The following is a 19,646-nucleotide window of genomic DNA, read 5'->3' as shown; positions in this document are numbered from 1 at the left end:
CCGGAAAAATTATTAACTCAATTTGTTTGAATGTAAACATGCTGCCATAGTCGCAAGTGAAATCGGAAAGCGTTTTGCGATTTGACGGATCCGCTGGAATCGCAAAGTCGCGTCGAACCAAAGAGTTAGAGCAAAAATGCGTTCCCATCCGAACGCGTTTTGATCTAGGGAGTGAGCGGACATGGCGAGACGCGAGGCAGACAGGACACCCCAACCGAGCCGGAGCGTTGCGGGGACCAATCTCGAATTCACCCGCTCCCACAACCGGCGTGTCGTGCTCGACACCATACGCCGGCTCGGGCCGGTCTCGCGGGCCGAGATCGCCCGCGAAACCGCCCTGACCAACCAGACGATCTCCAACATCGTCGAGGAGTTGGAGCAGGCCGGCTTTGTCCTGGCTGGCGAACCCAAGCGCGAAGGGCGGGGCCAGCCCTCCATTCCCTATGCCATCAATCCCGAGGGGGCCTGGTCGCTCGGCTTCCATGTCGACCACAGCGCCATCATCGCGGCGCTGGTCGACCTCACCGGCAAGCCGGTTGCGATCCGGGAGATCCCCGCCCAGCGCCCCTCGCCCCGCAGTGCAGCGCCCGCCTTGCGGCAGCTCGCCGACGAACTGATCGAGGAAGCCGGCGTTCCCGCCTCGCGCCTGCTCGGCGCCGGGGTCGCCCTGCCGGTGCGCTTCGGGGTCGGCGCCATCACCACCGCCGGTCCGACAACCCTGCCCGGATGGGACGATCCCGATGCCGGGCAGCATATCGCCGAAGCCCTCGAACAGCCCGTGCAGATCGAAAACGACGCCATGGCGGCGGCGATAGGCGAACGCCTGCATGGCGTCGCCCGCGCGATCGACAGCTTCGTCTTCCTGTTCCTGGACGAGGGGCTCGGCGCCGGCGTTTTCCTCGGCGGGCAGCCCTGGCGCGGGGCCTCGCTCAACGCCGGCGAGATCGGCCACATGATCGTGGCGCCGAACGGCAAACCCTGCCCCTGCGGGAATCGCGGCTGCCTGGAACGCTATCTCTCTTTGAGCGCGGCCCAGGAATTCCTTGCAGATCAGCCCGGGGCGCCTGCTTTTTCCGAACTGGACGGCGCGCTATCCGCCCCCGTCGAGCGCTGGGTGGCGGAGGCCGCCCCTTATCTTGCCGGCGCCGTCAACATCCTGGAATCGACCCTGGATCCGGAAACCATCCTGCTTGGGGGACTGGCGCCAGCCGGCGTTCTGGCCAACCTGATCGAAAAGGCCATGCCGCTGCCGATGTCGGTGGGCTCGCGCAGCGACCGCCGCCTCCCACGCCTGATGGCCGGTTCGGTGGGCCATCACACCGTGGTGCTCGGCGCCGCCTCGCTGCCGATCTTCGACGAAATCAATCCCCGCTTCGACGTGCTGCTCAAGCATTGAGCTTGGAGATCGCGAAAGAACGGACTCTTCCGAGGACGGCGCTGCCCCTCACCTTACCTCTCCCCGTAAGAACGGGGCGAGGAGACTTTGACCTCAAGTTTTATGTCGGAAATCTTTCATCTCGCTCAACGGTAGGGCGAGATGAAAGCTCCGACGACCAATCGCAACGATTGCGCCCCCTCGCCCCGTTCTTACGGGGAGAGGATGGAGGTGAGGGGCTACTCCACCAGCCGGATTTCCCCTCTGATCCCCCTCGCCCGAAACCTCACCCCTCGACCCGCCCCGGCGTGACCCGATAGATCGCGGCTCTGCCGGCGATGGCCTCGAAGGCGGAGGGATCGGCGCCGGTCAGCCAGACCTGGGCGCCGAAACTTTCGAGCCGGTCATAGAGGGCCGCCCGCCGCATCGGATCAAGATGGGCAGCGACTTCATCGAGCAGGACGATCGGCGTCATGCCGGCGAGACGGGCGACCAGCCTGGCATGCGCCAGCACCAGGCCGAGCAGCAGGGCTTTCTGCTCGCCGGTGGAAGCGCGCTCGGCCGCGATGCCCTTGGGACCGTGCACGACGAGGAGATCGGTCAGATGCGGCCCGTCGAGCGTGCGGCCGGCGACCCTGTCCCGGGCCCGGCCTTCACGCAGGGTCTGGCGATAGCGCTCCTCCACGGCCAGCGCCGGCTCGTCCAGCACGGCATTCTCGATGGCGCCATCGAGGGCAATGCGCGCATGGGGGAAGGGAGAGGCAGGATCGATCTCCTCCTCGATCAGGCCGGCGAGACGACGCACCGTATCGGCGCGCGACGCCGCCACCGCGATGGCGAGATCGGCGACCTCATGCTCGGCAGCATCGAGCCAGCGCTGGTCGGCGCGCGGATCCTCCAGCAGCCGGTTGCGCGAGCGTAGCGCGCGTTCGAGCGCGTTGACCCGGGTGCCATGGCCGGCATCGACGGCCAGCACCAGCCGGTCGAGAAAGCGCCGCCGCTCGCCGGCCGAACCGGAGAACAGCCCGTCCATCGAGGGCGTCAGCCAGACGAGGCGCAGATGGTCGGCAAAGCTCGTGGCCGAGGAAACCGGCTGGCGGTCGACACGATATTTGCGCGGCCCGCTGTCGGGGCCTTCCAGCCCGGTGCCGAGATGCGCGAGGCCAAGCGCCCCCTCGACTTCGGCGGCGACGGCGAAGCTGCCGGGCCCGTCCTCGCTGGCCATGTCCTCCAGATCCGCCCGGCGTAGGCCCTTACCCTGGGTGAACAGCGAGATGGCCTCGAGCACATTGGTCTTGCCGGCGCCGTTCTGCCCGGTCAGCACCACCATGCCGGCATCCACGGCGAGATCGAGCCGCGGATAGGACCGAAACGAGGTGAGGATCAGGCGGGTGATGCGGGGCGAGATCATTTTTGGAGCGCGGACATCCTGTCCGCTCTTCCTCTCAATCGAACGCATCGTTTCCAGGATGCGGACAAGATGTCCGCGCTCCGAGCTTACACCCGCATCGGCATCAGGACGTAGAGCGCGGCAGCGCCTTCGCGGTCCTGCACCAGGGTCGGCGAGCCCGGATCGGCGAATTTCAGCAGGGCGGTATCGCCGTCGAGCTGCGCGGCGATGTCGAGCAGATAGCGCGAATTGAAGCCGATATCGAGCGGCGTGGCATCGTAATCGACCTCGATCTCCTCGGTCGCCGTGCCGGAATCGGGGTTGGTGACGGTGAGGACGAGGCGCCTGTCGGCCAGCGACAGCTTCACGGCGCGGCCGCGCTCGGAGGAGATGGTCGAGACACGGTCGACGGCGGCGGTGAAGTCGGCGCGCTCGACGATCAGCGCCTTGTCGTTGCCGGTCGGAATGACGCGGGCGTAATCGGGGAAGGTGCCGTCGATCAGCTTGGAGGTCAGCACCACCGGACCGATGGTGAACCGCACCTTGGCCTGGGACAGCTCGATCGAGACGATCGCCTCGGCATCCTCCATCAGCTTCTGGATCTCGCCCACCGCCTTGCGCGGCAGGATCACGCCCGGCATGCCGTTGGAACCCTCGGGCGCCGGCAGTTCGACGCGGGCGAGGCGATGGCCGTCGGTCGCCACGGCGCGGATGCGGGTCTCGCCCTCGACATCCAGCGTGTGCAGATAGATGCCGTTGAGATAATAGCGCGTCTCCTCGGTGGAGATCGCGAACTGGGTCTTCTCGATCAGCTTGCGCAGATCGGCAGCCTTGAGCTGGAAATTATGCGGAAACTCGCCCGCCGCCAGGTCCGGGAAATCGGAAGGCGGCAGCGTCTGCAGGGTGAAGCGCGAGCGGCCGGAACGCACGATCAGCTGGGTCGCCTCGCCGCCGCCTTCCAGCGAGACCTGGGCGCCGTCGGGCAGCTTGCGGACGATGTCGTAGAGGGTATGCGCCGGCACCGTGGTGGCGCCGTCCATGGTGACGTCGGCAGGAGAGGATTCCACCACCTCCAGATCGAGGTCGGTCGCTTTCAGGAGCAGGCTGGCGCCCTGGGCCTCGATCAGCACGTTGGACAGGATCGGGATGGTGTTGCGCCGCTCGACGACGCGGTGGACGTGGCCCAGCGATTTGAGAAGGGCAGTCCGTTCGAGCGTAACCTTCATGGAGTGCGTCCTGGCATAGCGACCCGCAAGCGGACCGAGCTGCCGCAAACGGTGGAAAAAGGGCGAAGACCATGCAATTTGCTCGGGCGAAAGGCAAGCCATCCCGCAGCTTTTTCAGGGTTTTCCCGAACATGTCGGATGTGTGCCTGTCACGATGCCTCGCGCAGGCAAGCCGCCTTCAAGGCGGAGCCGTTCCTTACAATGTCGGCACGGGCTCCATCAGCACCACGACGCGTTGCAGGATGGCGAGCACCGCGATGAGGATGATCAGAATACGCAGGATCTGCTTGAAACGTCCGTCCATGGGTAGGCGATCGATCACATACATCAACAGCCAGCAGACGAGACCGATGACAACGATACCGATCAGCAGCGAGATCACACCAGACAGCATGCACACATTCCCCGAGCAACCATGACAACCATGGTCGGCTCGGTAACGCGGATGTCGGCCCGGATGTTCCCGTTCGTCAGGTCAGGGGGATCATCACCGCCTTGCGATAGGCCGGGCGCTCGGTCAGGCGCTCATACCAGGCGGCGAGATGGGGCAGGTCCGGCCGCTCGATCGGCATGTTGAACCAGCCATAGGCGAGGCAGCCGAGCGGAATGTCGCCGATGCCGAATTTGTCGCCCGACAAATAGGGCTGGCTGGCCAGAGCCTTGTCGGCGATGGCCAGCAGGCGGCCACAGCTGTCGAGGCCCCGGGAGAGCTCGGTCTCCACCCGGTCCTGGGCGGTACGACGCACGACATTCCAGAACACGTCACGGAAGGGGCCGGCGATGGTCGAGGTTGTCCAATCCATCCAGCGCTCGGCGGAAGCCTTGGCCTGGCGCGTTGCGGGCACCAGCCGGCGATCGACATCGCCTTCGGCCAGATACCGCACGATGGCATTGGATTCCCACAGCACGAAGCCGTCATCCTCGATGCAAGGCACCAGCCCGTTGGGATTGAGAGCGCGGTAGGCGGGGTCGTTGACCACCCCGAAAGCGCCGCCCGCATCGATGCGCTCATAGGTGAGCCCGAGTTCCTCGGCGCACCACAGCACCTTCTTCACATTGGAGGAATTGGTGCGGCCCCAGATCTTCAGCATGTCGGTTCCTTCCCACAGGACATTGAGGTTCACCCCGCCCGACCTTTGTCATTGCAGGGCTGACCCGGCAATCCAGCTCTTCCCGCCATACATCAAAGACGGGGCCCCTGGATGCCCGGGTCAAGCCCGGGCATGACAAAGCAAGCGCCTGAACTATTTCCGAACGAGGCTCGGTTCTTCCCTGACGCCGCCTCACTTCGCCCGGATGAAGCCGACGATATCCTTCACCGAGGCCATGATCGGGGCGGCGATCGCCCGGGCCCTGCCCGAACCTTCCGCCAGCACTGCGTCGATATGGCCGGGATCGGCCATCAGGCGCTTCATCTCGGCGGTGATCGGCGAGATCTTGGCGACGGTGAGATCGGCGAGCGCCGTCTTGAAGGTGGAGAACTGGCCGCCGCCGAACTCGGCGAGAACCTCCGCCACCGTCCGCCCCGACAGGGCCGCGAAGATCGAGACCAGATTGTCGGCCTCGGGGCGTCCCTTCAGCCCCTCCTCCTCACCAGGCAGCGGCTCGGGATCGGTGCGGGCCTTGCGGATCTTGGCGGCGATGGTATCGGCATCGTCGGTCATGTTGATGCGCGACAGGTCGGAGGGATCCGATTTCGACATCTTCTTGGAGCCGTCGCGCAGGCTCATCACGCGGGTGGCCGCGCCCTGGATCAGGGGTTCGGGCAGCGGGAAGAAGCCGCCATTGAAACCGTTGGCAGCAATGGAATCGCCGAAATCATTGTTGAACTTCGCCGCGATGTCGCGGGCGAGTTCCAGATGCTGCTTCTGGTCCTCGCCGACGGGCACATGGGTGGCACGATAGACCAGGATGTCGGCGGCCATCAGCGTGGGATAGGCGAACAGGCCCACCGAGGCCGCCTCCTTGTCCTTGCCGGCCTTCTCCTTGAACTGGGTCATGCGGTTGAGCCAGCCCATGCGCGCCACGCAGTTGAACACCCAGGCGAGCTCGGCATGCTCGGCCACCTGGCTCTGGTTGAAGACGATATGGGCCTTCGGGTCGATGCCCGCGGCCAGGAAGGCGGCGGTGACCTCGCGGATGGCACTCGCCAGGCTCTTGGGATCCTGCCACAGCGTGATGGCGTGCTGATCCACCACGCAATAGATGCATTGATGGCTCTTCTGCATCTCGACGAAGCGCTGGATCGCGCCGAGATAATTGCCCAGATGCAGGTTGCCGGTCGGCTGAACGCCCGAAAAGACGCGCTCCACGAACTTCGTCATGGCGAGAGGATTCCATATTGTCCGAGCAGCTTGTTCTTGATCGAGCCACGGGCGCGATCAAGAACAAGCTGAAAGATATCGAAAATGTGCACGATTTTCCGGCAAAGCCCGCCCGCGGGTCTCGCCGGAAAATCGTGCTCAGGCTAGCGCTTATGGCGGGCGACGGCGCAAGACGCAAGTGCGGCCATCCGCTCCGGCACCGGTGCGAGGCTCCATCTTGCCGGTTCCGGTCGCTCCCTGTACGCATGCGGGGCTGGAGTAACCCGTGACCGCATCCCCATCCTCCCTGCGCGTGCTGATCGTCGGCGGCTACGGCATCTTTGGCGGGCGGCTGGCGGAATTGCTGGCCGACGAACCCCGCCTCACCCTCATCATCGCGGGCCGCTCTCTCGCCAAGGCGGAATTCTTCTGCGCCAGCCGTCCGGTGCGGGCCCGCCTGTTTCCGGCTGAGTTCGATCGCGACCGGCCGCTCGAGCCGCAATTGCAGGCCCTGAAGCCCGACATCGTCGTCGATGCCAGCGGCCCCTTCCAGGGCTACGGCAAACAGCCCTATCGCCTGGTTGAGGCCACGATCGCCCATGGGGCCGACTATTTCGATTTCTCGGACGGGGCCGCGTTCGTGCGCGGCATCGCCAGCCTCGATGCAGCGGCCCGGCAGCGCGGCGTCGCCATCCTGTCGGGCGTAAGCAGCTTTCCTGTCCTGACCGCAGCAATCGTCAGGCATCTCGCCGGTGCCTTCTCGCGCATCGACATCATCCGCGCCGGTATCGCCCCCTCGCCGCATGCGGTCGTCGGCGAGAACGTGCTCAAGGCCATCGCGGGCTATGCCGGCCAGGCCGTGCCGGCCCGGCGGCAGAGCCAGACCCTGCTGGTGCATCCCCTCACCGAAACCCGCCGCTTCACCATCGCCCCGCCTGGAAAGTTGCCGCTGCCGAACACGCTGTTCTCCCTGGTGGAGGTACCCGACCTCCTGCTGCTCTCCGACCTGTGGCCAAGCGTGCGCTCGGTCTGGGTCGGCGCCGGGCCGCGCCCGGAGATCCTGCATCGCTGCCTGATCGGGCTGAGCCTGCTGGTGCGCTGGAAAATGCTGCCCTCCCTAGCGCCCCTCGCCGGCCTGTTTCACAGGGTGAACCGCATCCTGCGCTGGGGCGCCCATCGCGGTGGCATGATCGTCGAGGTCGAGGGCGCAGGGCATCGCGGGGAAAGGCTGGTCCGCAGCTGGCATCTGAACGCCGAGGGCGACGATGGACCCTATATTCCGGCGATGGCGATCGAAGCCCTGATCCGCCAGCGCCTCGAAGGCATCAGGCCGGAACCGGGCGCCCGTCCCGCAACGGGAGCGCTCGCCTTGGCCGACTATGATCACGTCTTTGACGGCCGGCCCTTCGCCCATGGCACGCGTGAGGTCACGGCCGAGGCGAGCCTGCCGCTTTACCCGGCCATTCTGGGCTCGGCCTATGCGAGCCTGCCACCGGCCATCCAGGCCTTGCATCGGCACGAAACCAGCCATGCGGTCACCGGCCGCGCCAGCGTCGAGCGCGGCAAGGGGTTGTTGTCGCGGCTGGTGGGCGCTCTCGTCGGCTTCCCCCAGGCCGGTGCGGATATTCCGGTGCGCGTATCGTTCGAAATCCAGAACAAGCGGGAAGTGTGGACGCGGAACTTTGCCGGGCGCCGCTTCCGTTCGGTCCAGACCGCCGGCCGCGACCGCAATGCCGGCCTGGTCGACGAACGCTTCGGACCTTTCAGCTTCGGGCTTGCCCTCCTCGCCGAAGACGGCAGGCTCAAGCTCGTCGTACGCAACTGGCGCTTCCTCGGCCTGAGACTGCCGCGTTTCCTCGCCCCCTCCGGCGACAGTTTCGAGAGCGCCGAGGACGGACGATTCAACTTCCATGTCGAGATCGCCCATCCCCTGTTCGGCCTGATCGTGCGCTACAAGGGCTGGCTGGTGGCGGAGCCCCGGAGCTGAGGGGAGGCAAAGCGCGGTTTCCGAGCGGACAATCGATCGATGGTCATACTTACACGGCAGCTTCTTCACCCTCCCCTGAAGGGGGAGGGTGAAGAGGGTGGCGCTGGGATCACATCGCCTTCATGGCCTTGTGATGCTTCTTCATCATCTTCTTCTTGGCCATCTTCTTCATCGGCTTCTTCATGGTGTCGCCCTTCATGGCCTCGCCCTGCATCGCATTCGGTTTCATCGTTTGCGATTGCATCGTGTTCGTCTGCGGCATCGCGTCCTGGGCCTGCGCCAAGGGGGCGGCGGCGAAAGCAAGCCCCAGGCCCAGCAAGCCCGCGGAGGCGAGTTTGGCAATACGATTCATGATCCGTTCCTTTCTGTGATTGCGCCTCGGCGCAGGGAAAGCCGGACGAGCCGTCCGGCGGGTCGAAGAGCTGTGACGGTTCGAGGTTCCTCAGTCGGTTGCGGCAGCCTGGATGGCGCCGCCATCCGGCGCCTGCAGCAGGATCGCCGTGTGCTGGCCGGCGGGCGCCCGCGCGATCGGCAGATCGAGTGCCTCGCCCTTCCAAAGTCCGAGCCGGACCAGATCGTGCACGACATTCTTGTGAGCCAGGGTGCGGCCGGCATTCTCGCCGGCGCGTACCGGCACCTCGACCTGCCTCGGGTCATAGCGCACCAGCCAGATGTCGAGGCTGACCGGGGACGAGCGCTGGCCACCGATGACGACATGGCCGCCCGAGACGGCCAGGCTCGGACCTGCTCGCAACACAGCCGCGCCCGCGATCGCCGCATCCAGCTCGGCAAGCTCGTTGCCGATCAGGGACGCCCGGCCATTCACCACCATCTGCGGCGTGAAGGGACCGCTCTGTCCGAGAGGCTTCTCATAGGCGACCTGGCGCTGCGTGTAGTCAGGGCGCGCGAAGACGTCCTTCCAGCCCAGCCGGTCCCAATAGGTGACACCGAAGCTCAGGGCCAGCACGCCGGGCCGCCGGCTGATCGCGGCGAGATTGGCATTGGCCGGCGGGCAGGACGAGCAACCCTGGCTGGTGAAGAGCTCCACCACGGTGAGCCGCCCCGCCTGAGCCGGCGCGGCACTCCCGAGCAGCGGCAGGGCCAGGCCCAATCCCAGCAGAGCCAGCCGTGACAGGCCGGCACCTGGCCTCTTTGTCGATGCCCTCATCGATTGCCTCATCAGTATTCGACCCGAGAGAGGTCGCTTCCTAAGGTTATTCGTCGGCAAATCGAGGCGCGTTACACGCTCACGGCCTCGTGATGCCGTGGCGTTTCGATCTCGGAAATCGTGGGAAAGCGCGTGATGAGGCGTGAATTCGCTGCTGTTTCACCGATTCCTGGCGCTTCACGCTTTCGTTCGGCGGCGGGGCGGTGTAAGAGGCGCCCACAATCGTTCCTAGGGCAAAGCGCGTTTTGATGAAAACGCGCCTTTTCTCTAGCGCCTTGGTTCAACGCGTTCTTGCGATTTGGGGTGATTGCGCCAGATCACGGAAACGCTTTAGCTCACTTGAAAAGTTTCAGGACATCATCGTGAAGGTCATCGCCAGCCAGATCCGCAAGGGCAACGTCGTCGAGATCGACAATCAGCTCTACGTCGTGCTCAAGGCCGAGAGTTTCTTCCCGGGCAAGGGCACGCCCACCACCCAGATCGACATGCGCCGCCTGTCGGACGGCGTGAAGACCGTGCAGCGCTACCGCACCACCGAGCAGGTGGAGCGCGCCTTCATCGAGACCAAGTCGCACACCTATCTGTATGAAGACACGCATGGCTACGCCTTCATGAACATGGACAGCTATGAGCAGGTCTCGGTGCCCGCCGACGTGATCGGCGAGCAGTCGGTCTATCTGGCCGAGAACATGGAATGCCAGATCAGCCTCTATAACGGCGTGCCCGTGGCGATCGAACTGCCCGCCCGCGTCGTGCTGGAAGTGACGGAGACCGAGCCGGTGACCAAGGGTCAGACCGCTTCCTCCTCCTACAAGCCCGCCACCCTCTCCAACGGCGTGCGCACCACCGTGCCGCCGCACATCAGCGCCGGCACCCGCGTGGTGATCATGACGGAAGACGGTTCCTACGTCGAACGCGCCAAGGACTGATCCGAAGCGCGGACTTCTCAGCGACTCGCGAAGTCCGCTCTTGGAAAGATTGAACTCAAAGGAAAGGGCGCAGCCGATGAGGTCTGCGCTCTTGTTGTTTTGATTGGTGTTTCCAAGAGCGGACATCGCGACATGTCTTCATGTCGCGATGTCCGCGCTCCAACTCTATACCGCCGCCGCGATCTCCGCCTGGATCGCCTCGGCCGCCGCCTTGGGATCGGGGGCCGCCACGATGGGCCGGGCTACCACCAAATGGTCGGCCCCGGCGCGGATGGCGTCACCGGGCGTCATCACCCGCTTCTGGTCGCCGCTGTCGCTGCCGGCGGGGCGTACGCCCGGGGTCACCAGCAGCATGCTGTCGCCGACCCGGTTGCGGGTCGAGGCAACCTCTTCCGGCGACATCACCAGGCCGGGCACGCCGATCGCCATGGCCTGGGTCACCCGCTGGGCCACGAGTTCGCCGACACCCTTGCCATAGCCGGCTTCGGCCAGGTCGGCATCGTCATAGGAGGTCAGGACAGTGACGGCGAGGATCTTCAGGTCCGAGCCGCGGGCACCTTCCACGGCAGCCCGCATGGTCTGCGGAAAGGCGTGGATGGTGAGGAAAGTCATGCCCATTCCGGCAATGGCCTCGACCGCCTTGGTCACGGTGTTGCCGATGTCGTGCAGCTTCATGTCGAGGAAGATCTTCTTGCCCGAACGCGCCAGGTCCTGGGCGAAGGGCAGACCGCCATTGAAGACGAGCTGATAGCCGATCTTGTAGAAGGTCACGCTGTCGCCGAGCTCGGTTACCAGGGCTTCGGCCTTGGCGACGCTGTCGACATCCAGGCCACAGATCAGGCGGTCTTTCGTATTCAAATCAGTTCCTCAGGAGTTGGCGATAGGTCCAGACGCGGGCGGGCGGCACGTTGCGCCAGATCCTCGGCGACGCCTGCCAGGTGAAGAAGGCGTTCTTGGTGGGAATCGGCGAGGCCAGCGAATAGGTGAACTGGATGAAAGCGGCGTCGGGCTGCATCAGCGTGAAGGCCTGGGCCAGGAGGTCGAGGCGCTGCCGCTCGGGCTTGGTCAGCAGCGGCAGGCCACAGACCACGGCGGCCGCCTTGTCGGCAAGCCGACCCTCCAGTGTCTTGGCGAGAGCATAGGCATCGCCCTGCACCACCGTTGCCTTGGGAAAACGCTGCGACAGGAGATCGCAAAATTGCGGGCTGTATTCGACCAGCACCAAGCGGTCCTCGGCGACGCCGCGCTCCACCAAGGCCTGGGTGATCGGACCTGTGCCGGGCCCGATTTCCACCACCGGGCCTTCCGAGGCGGGATCGACGCAATTGGCCATCGCCTTGGACAGGAAGGGGCTGGAGGGGGTGATCGACCCCATCTGCAGGGGCTTTTCGGTCCAGCTGCGGAAAAACTGGGCGGCTTCACCGAAACGTCTGGATGGCTTGCAATTGTCCCGTCGCGCGCCGCCCTTATGGACCATCGGCCTGCTCCTTGCTTGCCCCGTTCGCATCGCTATTGGCGAACGCCGCCGCCGTCAAGCGGTCCCTGCGTCCGTTCTTAATATCACCGTCAATATTAGGCGCCTTGATGCATCGGCGCCGCATGACCCGCCGCCCGCCATTCCGCCTTCACATCGGCATCGGTTTCATCGTCCCGTCGCCAGGCCTGGGCTGCCAGGCGAGCTGGAGCGAGTCTGGCGAGCGCCCAGACCGCCATGGCGCGCACCAGGGCCGCTTCATCGCCGAGGAGCCCCTCGACCACCTCGATCAGGCCCGGATCGCCGGAATTGCCGATGGCGATGAGCACGTTGCGGATGAAGCGGTCCCGCCCGATGCGCTTCACCGGGTTCTTGGCGAACAGCGCCCGAAAGGCCGGATCGTCCAGGCGCGCCAAGTCCGCCAGGCGCGGGGCTCGCAAGTCCTCGCGCGCCTTGAGCTTGTGTTCGCGGGCCGTCACCGCGAACTTGTTCCACGGGCAGGCCGCCAGGCAATCGTCGCAGCCATAGATCCGGTTGCCGATCGCCTCCCTGAACTCGGCCGGGATGGGGCCCTTGTTCTCGATGGTGAGATAGGAAATGCAGCGCCGGGCATCGAGCCGGTAGGGCGCAGGAAAGGCGGCGGTCGGGCAGGCATCGAGGCAGGCGCGGCAGGAACCGCAACGATCCCGCTCCGGCGCATCGGCCTCGATCTCGGTGGCGCTGAAGATCGAGCCCAGAAAGAGCCAGGAGCCGAAATCCCGGCTGACCAGATTGGTATGCTTGCCCTGCCAGCCCAGGCCCGCCGCCGCGGCCAGGGGCTTTTCCATCACCGGCGCGGTATCGACGAAGACCTTGAGCGGCGCGCCCGTCACCTCGCCCCACCAGCGCCCCAGGCTTTTCAGCCGCTTCTTGATGACGTCGTGATAGTCGTCGCCCTGGGCATAGACCGAGATCAGGCCGCCGGACCGATCGGCAAGCCCAGCCATCGGGTCCCGGTCGGGGCCGTAATTGACGCCGAGCATGATGATGCTGCGCACCTCCGGCCAGAGCGTGGCTGGGGTGCCGCGCTGGTCGGCGCGCTCCTGCATCCAGCCCATCTCGCCATGGAAGCCCTCCTCCAGGAAGCGGCGCAGGCGCGCAGGCGCTTCAGGGATGGCGTCGGGCGCGGTCACGCGGACGACATCGAAGCCTTCCGCTTCGGCGCGCTGGAGGAGTTCTGTCTTGAGGGCGCTCACGGCGAGCCTGCCCGGGACCGCCGGCTTCCAGCCGGCTCCTGGAGCCGTCGCGCTCGCCGCAGAAGCAGAAGCCGGCAAGGATGCCGGCGGTCCCGGAAACTAGAAATCGAGATCCGCATAGGTTGCCGAAGGCGGCGTTCCCCGCAGCGTCTCGGCCAGGAGCGGGCGGAAAGAGGGACGCGATTTGAGGCGCGCATACCATTCCTTGGCGGCCTGGTCCTCGTCCCAGGGCACGTCGCCGAGATAGTCGACGATCGACAGATGCGCCGCTGCCACGAAATCGGCGTAGGAGAGCCTGTCTCCCGCCAGCCAGTTCCGCCGCCGCACCAGATATCCGACATAGCGCAGATGATAGCGCACATTCGATTTGGCCGCACGGATCGCGGCCGTATCCGGCGAGGAACCGCCCTCGCCGATCGGCAGGAAACGCTTCAGGATCTTCTCCGTGATCAGATATTCACTGACCTCGGCATAGAATTTGATGCTGAACCATTCGATCAGGCGGCGGGTCTCCACACGCGCCCTGGCGTCGCGCGGCAGCAGGCGCTGCTCGCCGAGGGCATCGCCATAGGCTTCGTCGAGATATTCGCAGATCGGCGAGGCGCCGGGCACGATCAGGCCGGTGGCGTCGATCATCACGGGAAGCACGCCGGCCGGGTTCATGTGCAGGAAGGCCTCGCGCCGCTCCCAGGGCTTTTCCTCGACCAGATCGGTCGCCACGTCCATTTCGCTGAGCACGAGGCGGATGAAGCGCGATTGCGGGTCGACAGGATGATGAAAAAGCTTGGCCATTGAACCGTGAATCTGGAAACCGCGGATGGAGGCCCGGATGGGGCGAAGCGGATAACCGGTATACCCCCCCGTACAACCGCCCGGCAACCGCCTTGCGCGAATAGAACACAGGCTCTGCGGTCGGCGGCGGAAAATGGGCGGCAGAGGTTAACGAAAAATTGACGCCGCGAGGGCCCGGCACTTCGTGACCCTCGACCTGACACGAGACCGCCTTTCAAACCAACTTCCATCGGGCGCGTTCGTCATTGCACCATATGGCGAAATAAATTGGAGACCAGGAATACGGCGACGATGGAAGGCGGCAGATCTCGCAATCTGCGAGCGGTCCATTCCGCAGTCATCAACCTATCCGTCTGTTATGTCATTGCTCAGAGGTATCATTGGAAGCATTGACACGAGGCCATTCAGGGTCGAATTGTTACAAAAAATTAACAAACAATAGTGTGGAACGAACATCACGCTGCAAGGAGCATGATCATGCCGGTAGACATGACCGACGGCAAAGCCATCCGCAGCCTCATTCCGGCTCGCATGGACCGACTGCCCTGGGCTCGTTTCCACTGGATGGTCGTGGTGGGCCTGGGCATCAGCTGGATCCTCGACGGCATCGAGATACAGCTCGTTTCAGCCTCCGGTTTCCAGAAGAGCCTGGGCATGACCAGCGCCGAAGTCGGCTTCGCCGGCACGATCTACCTGATCGGCCAGGTGGTCGGCGCCTTGTTTTTCGGGCGGCTGACCGACCGCTGGGGCCGCAAGAAACTGTTCATCATCACCCTGGCGATCTATCTGGTCGGCTCCGGCGTGGCGGGCTTGGCCTGGACGCCCTGGTTCCTCTATCTCTGGCGCTTCGTGGCGGGTCTCGGCATCGGCGGAGAATATACCGCGATCAATTCGGCCATCGACGAGCTCATCCCGGCCAAATATCGCGGCCGAGTCGACATCGCCGTCAACGGCACCTATTGGGCCGGCGCCATGCTGGGCGCCGTCGGCAGCTTCTTTCTGCTCGACCACACCTTGTTTGCCGAGAATGTCGGCTGGCGCATCGCCTTCTTCATCGGGCCGGTGCTCGGTCTCGTCATCATCTTCCTGCGCCGGCACATCCCTGAAAGCCCGCGCTGGATGGTCACCCATGGCCAGGACAAGGAAGCCGAGACCATCGTCGAGGGCATCGAGGCCAGCGTGCGCGCCCAGGGCGTGACGCTGCCGCCGGTCGACGAGAGCAAGGCGATGTATATCAAGCCCGAGGAATCGGTGCCTTTCGCCAAGCTGATCGACGTGTTCTTCCGCGAATATCCCTCGCGCACCTTCCTCGGCATCACCATGATGGTGACGCAGTCCTTCCTCTACAACGCGATTTTCTTCACCTACGCCTTGGTGCTGAAGAATTTCTATCATCTCAACGAGTCGCAGACGGCGCTCTATTTCTTCCCCTTCGCCATCGGCAATCTGATCGGGCCGCTGCTGCTCGGGCCGCTGTTCGACACCGTCGGCCGGCGCAAGATGATCTTCGGCACCTATGTGCTGGCGGGGGCGGTGCTACTGGTCTCGGCCTATCTGTTCAAGCAGGGCAGCCTGACGGCGAACACCCATACGCTGTTCTGGTGCGTCTCCTTCTTCTTTGCCTCGGCGGGGGCTTCCTCGGCCTATCTCACCGTCAGCGAGATCTTCCCCCTGGAAGTGCGCGGCCAGGCGATCTCCTATTTCTTCGCCGTCGCCCAGATCGTCGGTTCGATGGGGCCGCTGATCTTCGGCTATCTGGTCGGCGAGGGCACCGAGCGCGATCCGCTGTTCTGGGGCTATGTCGTCGGCTCGGGAGTGATGATCTTCGGCGGCGTGGTGGCCCTGCTCTACGGCGTCGATGCCGAAGGCAAGGGCCTGGAAGACATCGCAGCACCGCTGACCAAGGTCGCCGTCACCGTCGAAGGCGCCCTAGGGCCACAGGCGCTGCGCTAGCATCACGGTTGGTTTGCACGACGGAGTGCAGGATGTGCGGAGTGTCAGCCTCCGGCCGACACCTTACCGAGCCGCAAGGGCTTGGCTTTCAAGATGTCAGCCGGAGGCTGACACTCCCAATCCGGGAAATGCGACTGTAGTACTGCGGCGTTTCGCGATTTGACGCAGGCCCCGGAACCGCAAAGGCGCAGCGGGCAAGGCAAGAGATCGTGGAAGGAGGGGCATCCAATTCCACTTCATTTCCTTCCAGACTGGCGGCCATCGCAGGCCGATCGAAGAAATGGGTGAGGAAATGGCTGCCGTCACGGAGGATCTCGTCAAGCTCTATGCTCAGTCCGATGCCTTGGCGCTCGGAGAGCTGGTGCGGGCCAAGCAGGTCAAGGCTTCGGAACTGGTCGAGACGGCGATCGAACTCGTCGGCCGTCTCGATCCCAAGCTGAACAGCGTTGTCATCCCGACCTTCGACGTCGCGCGGCAGGTCGCGGAGGCACCGGGCTCCGGCCCGTTCGCGGGCGTGCCGTTCCTGCTCAAGAATCTCGGCACGCAATGGCAGGGCACGCCGCTGACTTCGGGGCTCGCTTATCTCCAGAACTATGTCTGCCCTGCCGATTCCGAAATCGGCGGCCGCATGCGCGCCTCCGGCCTGGCACCGATCGGGCGCAGCAACACGCCCGAATATGGCTGGTGCATTTCGACCGAGCCGCGCCTCTACGGCCCGACCGTCAATCCCTGGAATCCGGCCGTTACCGCCGGTGGCTCGAGCGGCGGCTCGGCGGCGGCCGTCGCCGCCCGCATCGTGCCGATCGCCGATGCCTCCGATGGCGGCGGTTCGATCCGCGTACCGGCCTCCTGTTGCGGCGTGGTCGGCCTGAAGCCTTCGCGCGGCCGGGTCAGCTACGGGCCATTCGATGCGGATCTGTGGTTCGGCTGCATCTATTTCCTCTGCAACAGCCGCAGCGTGCGCGACACCGCTGCCTTCCTCGACGTGGTCGCCGGCAACCTGCCGGGCGATCCTTATACGGCGCCGCGCCCCGAGGAGAGCTGGCTGTCGCTGCTCGCCAGGCGCCCCAAGGGGCTGAAGATCGGCTATACGCTCACCGCCCCCTTCGGCGAGCCCTATGCCCCCGAGGTGAAGGCGGCCGTCGAAGACACCGTCCGGCTGCTGGAGAGCCTCGGCCACGACACCGAGGAATATCGCTTCGAGGTCGATCTCGAGGAGGCCTGGTGGCGCTACAACGACATCATCGCGGTGGAGACCTCGACCGAATTCACCCAGCACGCCCAATTCGCCGGGCGCCCGCCGGAAGAGGCCGATCTCCAACCCTTCAACTGGTCGATGCTGCAATATGCCAAGACCCTGTCGGCGACGCAGTATTCGGCCAGCATCGGCGCCGTGCGCAAGGCGGCCCAGCGCATCGCCACCGAACTCGCCCCCTTCGACGTCTTCATCACGCCCACTTTGACCCAGCCGCCGCGCCCCGTCGGCTATTGGTCGATGGAGGATGGCCATCGCGAGCGCTACCTGGCGCGCTGGTCGGATGCCGCCTTCATGTTCGCCTTCAACATCTCCGGCCTGCCGGCAATGTCGGTGCCGCTCGGCATGGCCGACGGCAACAAACCCGTGGGCATCCAGTTCGTCGGCCGCCATGGCGACGAGGCGACGATCCTGCAGCTCGCTGCCCAGGCGGAGGAAGCCGCCCCCTGGATCGGGCGCAAGCCGCTTGTGTGTGCGATCTGACAATTGCGACCTGAAGCGTTGCGCTGCCCCTCACCCTTACCCTCTCCCCGTAAGAACGGGGCGAGGGGGCATCGGCGTGGCGCTCAAAACTGAAAACGCTTCACCTCGCGGAACGGCTAGGCGAGATGCAGGTATGTAAGAACAAAGCGCGACGACTGCGTCCCCTCGCCCCGTTCTTACGGGGAGAGGGTAAGGGTGAGGGGCAGCACAATGGCCGGCAAATAGCCCTCCCCGGCACACCGGGAGGGCTTTTCACGTCTGGTTGAGACGCCCAGCGATCTCAGGCCGTCAGGCCGCCGGCCAGGCTCGGCAGGTCGAAGGGGCGGAAGCCGAAATGGGAGAGCCAGCGCACATCGGCGTCGAAGAACGGGCGCAGGTCCGGCATGCCATATTTCAGCATGGCGATGCGATCGATACCCATGCCCCAGGCAAAACCCTGATATTCGTCGGGATCGAGGCCGCAATTGCGCAGCACGTTGGGATGCACCATGCCGCAGCCCAGGATCTCCAGCCAGTCCTCGCCCTCGCCGAAGCGGATCTCGCCACCCTTGCGCGAGCACTGGATGTCGACTTCCATCGACGGCTCGGTGAAGGGAAAGAAGGAGGGGCGAAAGCGCATCTTCACCGACGGCACCTCGAAGAAGGCGCGGCAGAATTCCTCCAGCACCCACTTCATGTGGCCGACATGGCTCACCTTGTCGATGACCAGCCCCTCGACCTGATGGAACATCGGGGTGTGGGTCTGGTCGCTGTCATGGCGATAGGTGCGCCCGGGCACGACGATGCGGATCGGCGGCTTCTGGCTCAGCATGGTGCGGATCTGCACCGGGCTGGTATGGGTACGCAGCACCTTGCGCTCGCCCTTTTCGTCGGGCGCCAGGAAGAAGGTGTCGTGCATCTCGCGGGCCGGATGGCCGGGCGGGAAGTTGAGCAAAGTGAAGTTGTATTCGTCCGTTTCGATATCCGGACCTTCGGCGATGGCGAAGCCCATATCGGCGAAGATGGCGGTGATCTCGTCGATCACCTGGCTGATCGGATGGATGCGGCCGAGTTCGGTGCCGGTCTCGCGCACCGGCAGCGTGACGTCGAGGGCCTCGGCTACCAGGCGCGCCTCCAGCGCCGCCGCCTTCAGCACGGTCCTGCGCTCGGCCAGCGCCGCGGTGACGCGATCCTTCACCACATTGATGGCGGCGCCGGCTTCCCGGCGCTCTTCCGGCGCCATCTTGCCAAGGGTGGCCAGGCGCTCGGAGATCGAGCCCTTCTTGCCGAGCGCCGAGACACGCACCGCCTCCAGGGCCGCCTCGTCGGCGGCAGCGGCAATCTCGGACAACAGGGTCGTTTCCAGGCTGGTCAGGTCGTTCATCGTCACTTCCTCAAATCGAGGTGCCTTCTAGCCTATTTCGGGCGGAAAAGGGAACCGCATTCGACAGGTTGGGCAAAACCGATTTGGCGCGCCAAATAACGGTTTTGCGCTCGCATCACCGGGAAAAGTGGGAATCAAGCAGGCCGATAGCCCATGCAAAATGGCGCCCTTCGAGTCCCGCAACCGGCTGCGATGCGCTTCCCATGCGCATTTTCACCCCCTCTCTTCGCCGATATGAGTCGTTCACTTATTCGTTAATTAGCTAATTAATCAATATTGCAAATATTTAAAAATACGTGTTATCAAAGACTTGAGGTCAAAGTGATGGAAACGGCGAACGAACAATGACAATCGACAAGGTCTTCGAAGCGCTTTCCTCGCCTCCGCGGCGGCAAATTTTGGCCGACCTGTCGAGGGCGGACATGACCGCCGGACAGGTGGTCGAAACGCTCGCCGACTCCATGTCGGCGCCCTCAGTGTCCAAGCATCTTTCCATCCTGGAGAATGCCGGGCTGGTCCGACGCGAGCGGCGCGGCCAGAATGTGCACTACGGCCTCAAGCGCGACGCACTCGCCAACACGCTTCTGGAATTCCTGTCCGCCTTCGAGCCGGCCGCCAAACCCGACGGTGCCGACTCGGCGCTCGAACGCATCCGCCGCAACATGCTGTCAGGGCGCGGGCTCTAGCTGTCGCCGGGTGCACGGGCATCTTGC

At 64.7% G+C, this 19,646-nt stretch carries 18 protein-coding genes; 6 read left to right on the top strand and 12 right to left on the bottom strand.

Annotated features, from left to right (window positions below; all coding sequences use genetic code 11):
• Positions 1–181 precede the first annotated feature (181 nt).
• Positions 182–1,396, top strand: coding sequence for an ROK family transcriptional regulator (locus ACTJKX_RS16460; RefSeq protein ID WP_440725900.1), 1,215 nt, complete (start codon positions 182–184; stop codon positions 1,394–1,396).
• Between the two features lie 265 nt (positions 1,397–1,661).
• Here ACTJKX_RS16460 and recF read toward each other — a convergent pair whose 3' ends face one another.
• The 5 genes from recF to trpS all read right to left on the bottom strand — a co-directional run bounded on the left by recF (position 1,662) and on the right by trpS (position 6,315).
• On the bottom strand, positions 1,662–2,786 hold the full coding sequence (gene recF, locus ACTJKX_RS16455; RefSeq protein WP_440725948.1) for a DNA replication/repair protein RecF: 1,125 nt from the start codon (positions 2,784–2,786) through the stop codon (positions 1,662–1,664).
• Positions 2,787–2,872: 86 nt separating this feature from the next.
• Positions 2,873–3,991, bottom strand: a complete 1,119-nt coding sequence (gene dnaN / locus ACTJKX_RS16450; protein ID WP_440725899.1) for a DNA polymerase III subunit beta — start codon at positions 3,989–3,991, stop codon at positions 2,873–2,875.
• A gap of 196 nt (positions 3,992–4,187) precedes the next feature.
• Positions 4,188–4,385, bottom strand: coding sequence for a hypothetical protein (locus ACTJKX_RS16445; protein ID WP_367625609.1), 198 nt, complete (start codon positions 4,383–4,385; stop codon positions 4,188–4,190).
• Between the two features lie 76 nt (positions 4,386–4,461).
• Entirely contained in the window at positions 4,462–5,082 is a 621-nt protein-coding gene (locus ACTJKX_RS16440) for a glutathione S-transferase family protein (RefSeq protein ID WP_440725898.1), read from the bottom strand.
• Positions 5,083–5,274: 192 nt separating this feature from the next.
• On the bottom strand, positions 5,275–6,315 hold the full coding sequence (gene trpS, locus ACTJKX_RS16435; protein ID WP_440725897.1) for a tryptophan--tRNA ligase: 1,041 nt from the start codon (positions 6,313–6,315) through the stop codon (positions 5,275–5,277).
• Positions 6,316–6,580: 265 nt separating this feature from the next.
• Between trpS and ACTJKX_RS16430 the strand changes: the two genes are divergently transcribed.
• Positions 6,581–8,281 (top strand): DUF4166 domain-containing protein, encoded by a 1,701-nt coding sequence (locus ACTJKX_RS16430; protein ID WP_440725896.1) that lies wholly within the window; start codon positions 6,581–6,583, stop codon positions 8,279–8,281.
• Between the two features lie 109 nt (positions 8,282–8,390).
• Here the strand turns inward: ACTJKX_RS16430 and ACTJKX_RS16425 are convergent, their stop codons facing one another.
• Together ACTJKX_RS16425 and ACTJKX_RS16420 are read right to left on the bottom strand one after the other, a co-directional pair.
• Positions 8,391–8,633, bottom strand: a complete 243-nt coding sequence (locus ACTJKX_RS16425) for a hypothetical protein (protein ID WP_440725895.1) — start codon at positions 8,631–8,633, stop codon at positions 8,391–8,393.
• Positions 8,634–8,723: 90 nt separating this feature from the next.
• Entirely contained in the window at positions 8,724–9,449 is a 726-nt protein-coding gene (locus tag ACTJKX_RS16420; RefSeq protein WP_440725894.1) for a DUF1223 domain-containing protein, read from the bottom strand.
• 362 nt (positions 9,450–9,811) lie between these two features.
• Here ACTJKX_RS16420 and efp point away from each other — a divergent pair, with 362 nt between their 5' ends.
• Complete coding sequence (efp, locus tag ACTJKX_RS16415) at positions 9,812–10,378, top strand: elongation factor P (protein WP_311943894.1); 567 nt, start codon at positions 9,812–9,814, stop codon at positions 10,376–10,378.
• A gap of 165 nt (positions 10,379–10,543) precedes the next feature.
• On the opposite strand, the gene pyrF is transcribed toward efp, so the two are convergent.
• The 4 genes from pyrF to ACTJKX_RS16395 all read right to left on the bottom strand — a co-directional run bounded on the left by pyrF (position 10,544) and on the right by ACTJKX_RS16395 (position 13,879).
• Positions 10,544–11,236 carry an orotidine-5'-phosphate decarboxylase gene (pyrF, locus tag ACTJKX_RS16410; RefSeq protein WP_394315251.1) on the bottom strand — a complete coding sequence of 231 codons (693 nt, stop codon included), beginning with the start codon at positions 11,234–11,236 and terminating at the stop codon, positions 10,544–10,546.
• Between the two features lies 1 nt (position 11,237).
• Positions 11,238–11,855, bottom strand: coding sequence for a class I SAM-dependent methyltransferase (locus ACTJKX_RS16405; RefSeq protein WP_311943889.1), 618 nt, complete (start codon positions 11,853–11,855; stop codon positions 11,238–11,240).
• 95 nt (positions 11,856–11,950) lie between these two features.
• The gene (gene queG, locus ACTJKX_RS16400) at positions 11,951–13,087 is read right to left on the bottom strand and encodes a tRNA epoxyqueuosine(34) reductase QueG (protein WP_440725893.1); all 1,137 of its coding nucleotides are present in this window, start codon (positions 13,085–13,087) and stop codon (positions 11,951–11,953) included.
• A 99-nt stretch (positions 13,088–13,186) separates the two neighbouring features.
• Positions 13,187–13,879 (bottom strand): glutathione S-transferase family protein, encoded by a 693-nt coding sequence (locus ACTJKX_RS16395; RefSeq protein ID WP_068297410.1) that lies wholly within the window; start codon positions 13,877–13,879, stop codon positions 13,187–13,189.
• 477 nt (positions 13,880–14,356) lie between these two features.
• Between ACTJKX_RS16395 and ACTJKX_RS16390 the strand changes: the two genes are divergently transcribed.
• On the top strand, positions 14,357–15,832 hold the full coding sequence (locus ACTJKX_RS16390) for an MFS transporter (protein ID WP_440725892.1): 1,476 nt from the start codon (positions 14,357–14,359) through the stop codon (positions 15,830–15,832).
• A 292-nt stretch (positions 15,833–16,124) separates the two neighbouring features.
• Complete coding sequence (locus ACTJKX_RS16385; protein WP_440725891.1) at positions 16,125–17,570, top strand: amidase; 1,446 nt, start codon at positions 16,125–16,127, stop codon at positions 17,568–17,570.
• 280 nt (positions 17,571–17,850) lie between these two features.
• On the opposite strand, the gene pheS is transcribed toward ACTJKX_RS16385, so the two are convergent.
• A complete protein-coding gene (pheS, locus tag ACTJKX_RS16380; protein WP_311943882.1) occupies positions 17,851–18,933 on the bottom strand; it encodes a phenylalanine--tRNA ligase subunit alpha in 1,083 nt (360 codons plus the stop codon).
• A 344-nt stretch (positions 18,934–19,277) separates the two neighbouring features.
• On the opposite strand from pheS, the gene ACTJKX_RS16375 reads away from it, so the two are divergent.
• Positions 19,278–19,619: a metalloregulator ArsR/SmtB family transcription factor gene (locus ACTJKX_RS16375; RefSeq protein WP_367625600.1), complete on the top strand. Its 342-nt coding sequence runs from the start codon at positions 19,278–19,280 to the stop codon at positions 19,617–19,619.
• Positions 19,620–19,646: the final 27 nt, after the last annotated feature.

Origin of the sequence: Labrys sp. 22185, assembly GCF_052045555.1 — a bacterium.
Lineage (GTDB): Bacteria > Pseudomonadota > Alphaproteobacteria > Rhizobiales > Labraceae > Labrys > Labrys neptuniae.
Note: the sequence above shows the minus strand (reverse complement) of the source record. Positions and strands in the feature narration are given on the sequence as shown.

Coding starts and splice junctions, on each gene's coding strand:
- ACTJKX_RS16460 (WP_440725900.1), top strand. CDS start 182: ATGGCGAGACGCGAGGCAGACAGGACACCCCAACCGAGCCGGAGCGTT.
- ACTJKX_RS16420 (WP_440725894.1), bottom strand. CDS start 9,449: ATGAGGGCATCGACAAAGAGGCCAGGTGCCGGCCTGTCACGGCTGGCT.
- ACTJKX_RS16395 (WP_068297410.1), bottom strand. CDS start 13,879: ATGGCCAAGCTTTTTCATCATCCTGTCGACCCGCAATCGCGCTTCATC.
- ACTJKX_RS16440 (WP_440725898.1), bottom strand. CDS start 5,082: ATGCTGAAGATCTGGGGCCGCACCAATTCCTCCAATGTGAAGAAGGTG.
- ACTJKX_RS16425 (WP_440725895.1), bottom strand. CDS start 8,633: ATGAATCGTATTGCCAAACTCGCCTCCGCGGGCTTGCTGGGCCTGGGG.
- ACTJKX_RS16445 (WP_367625609.1), bottom strand. CDS start 4,385: ATGCTGTCTGGTGTGATCTCGCTGCTGATCGGTATCGTTGTCATCGGT.
- dnaN (WP_440725899.1), bottom strand. CDS start 3,991: ATGAAGGTTACGCTCGAACGGACTGCCCTTCTCAAATCGCTGGGCCAC.
- ACTJKX_RS16405 (WP_311943889.1), bottom strand. CDS start 11,855: ATGGTCCATAAGGGCGGCGCGCGACGGGACAATTGCAAGCCATCCAGA.
- pheS (WP_311943882.1), bottom strand. CDS start 18,933: ATGAACGACCTGACCAGCCTGGAAACGACCCTGTTGTCCGAGATTGCC.
- ACTJKX_RS16385 (WP_440725891.1), top strand. CDS start 16,125: ATGGCTGCCGTCACGGAGGATCTCGTCAAGCTCTATGCTCAGTCCGAT.
- trpS (WP_440725897.1), bottom strand. CDS start 6,315: ATGACGAAGTTCGTGGAGCGCGTCTTTTCGGGCGTTCAGCCGACCGGC.
- ACTJKX_RS16375 (WP_367625600.1), top strand. CDS start 19,278: ATGACAATCGACAAGGTCTTCGAAGCGCTTTCCTCGCCTCCGCGGCGG.
- ACTJKX_RS16390 (WP_440725892.1), top strand. CDS start 14,357: ATGCCGGTAGACATGACCGACGGCAAAGCCATCCGCAGCCTCATTCCG.
- recF (WP_440725948.1), bottom strand. CDS start 2,786: ATGATCTCGCCCCGCATCACCCGCCTGATCCTCACCTCGTTTCGGTCC.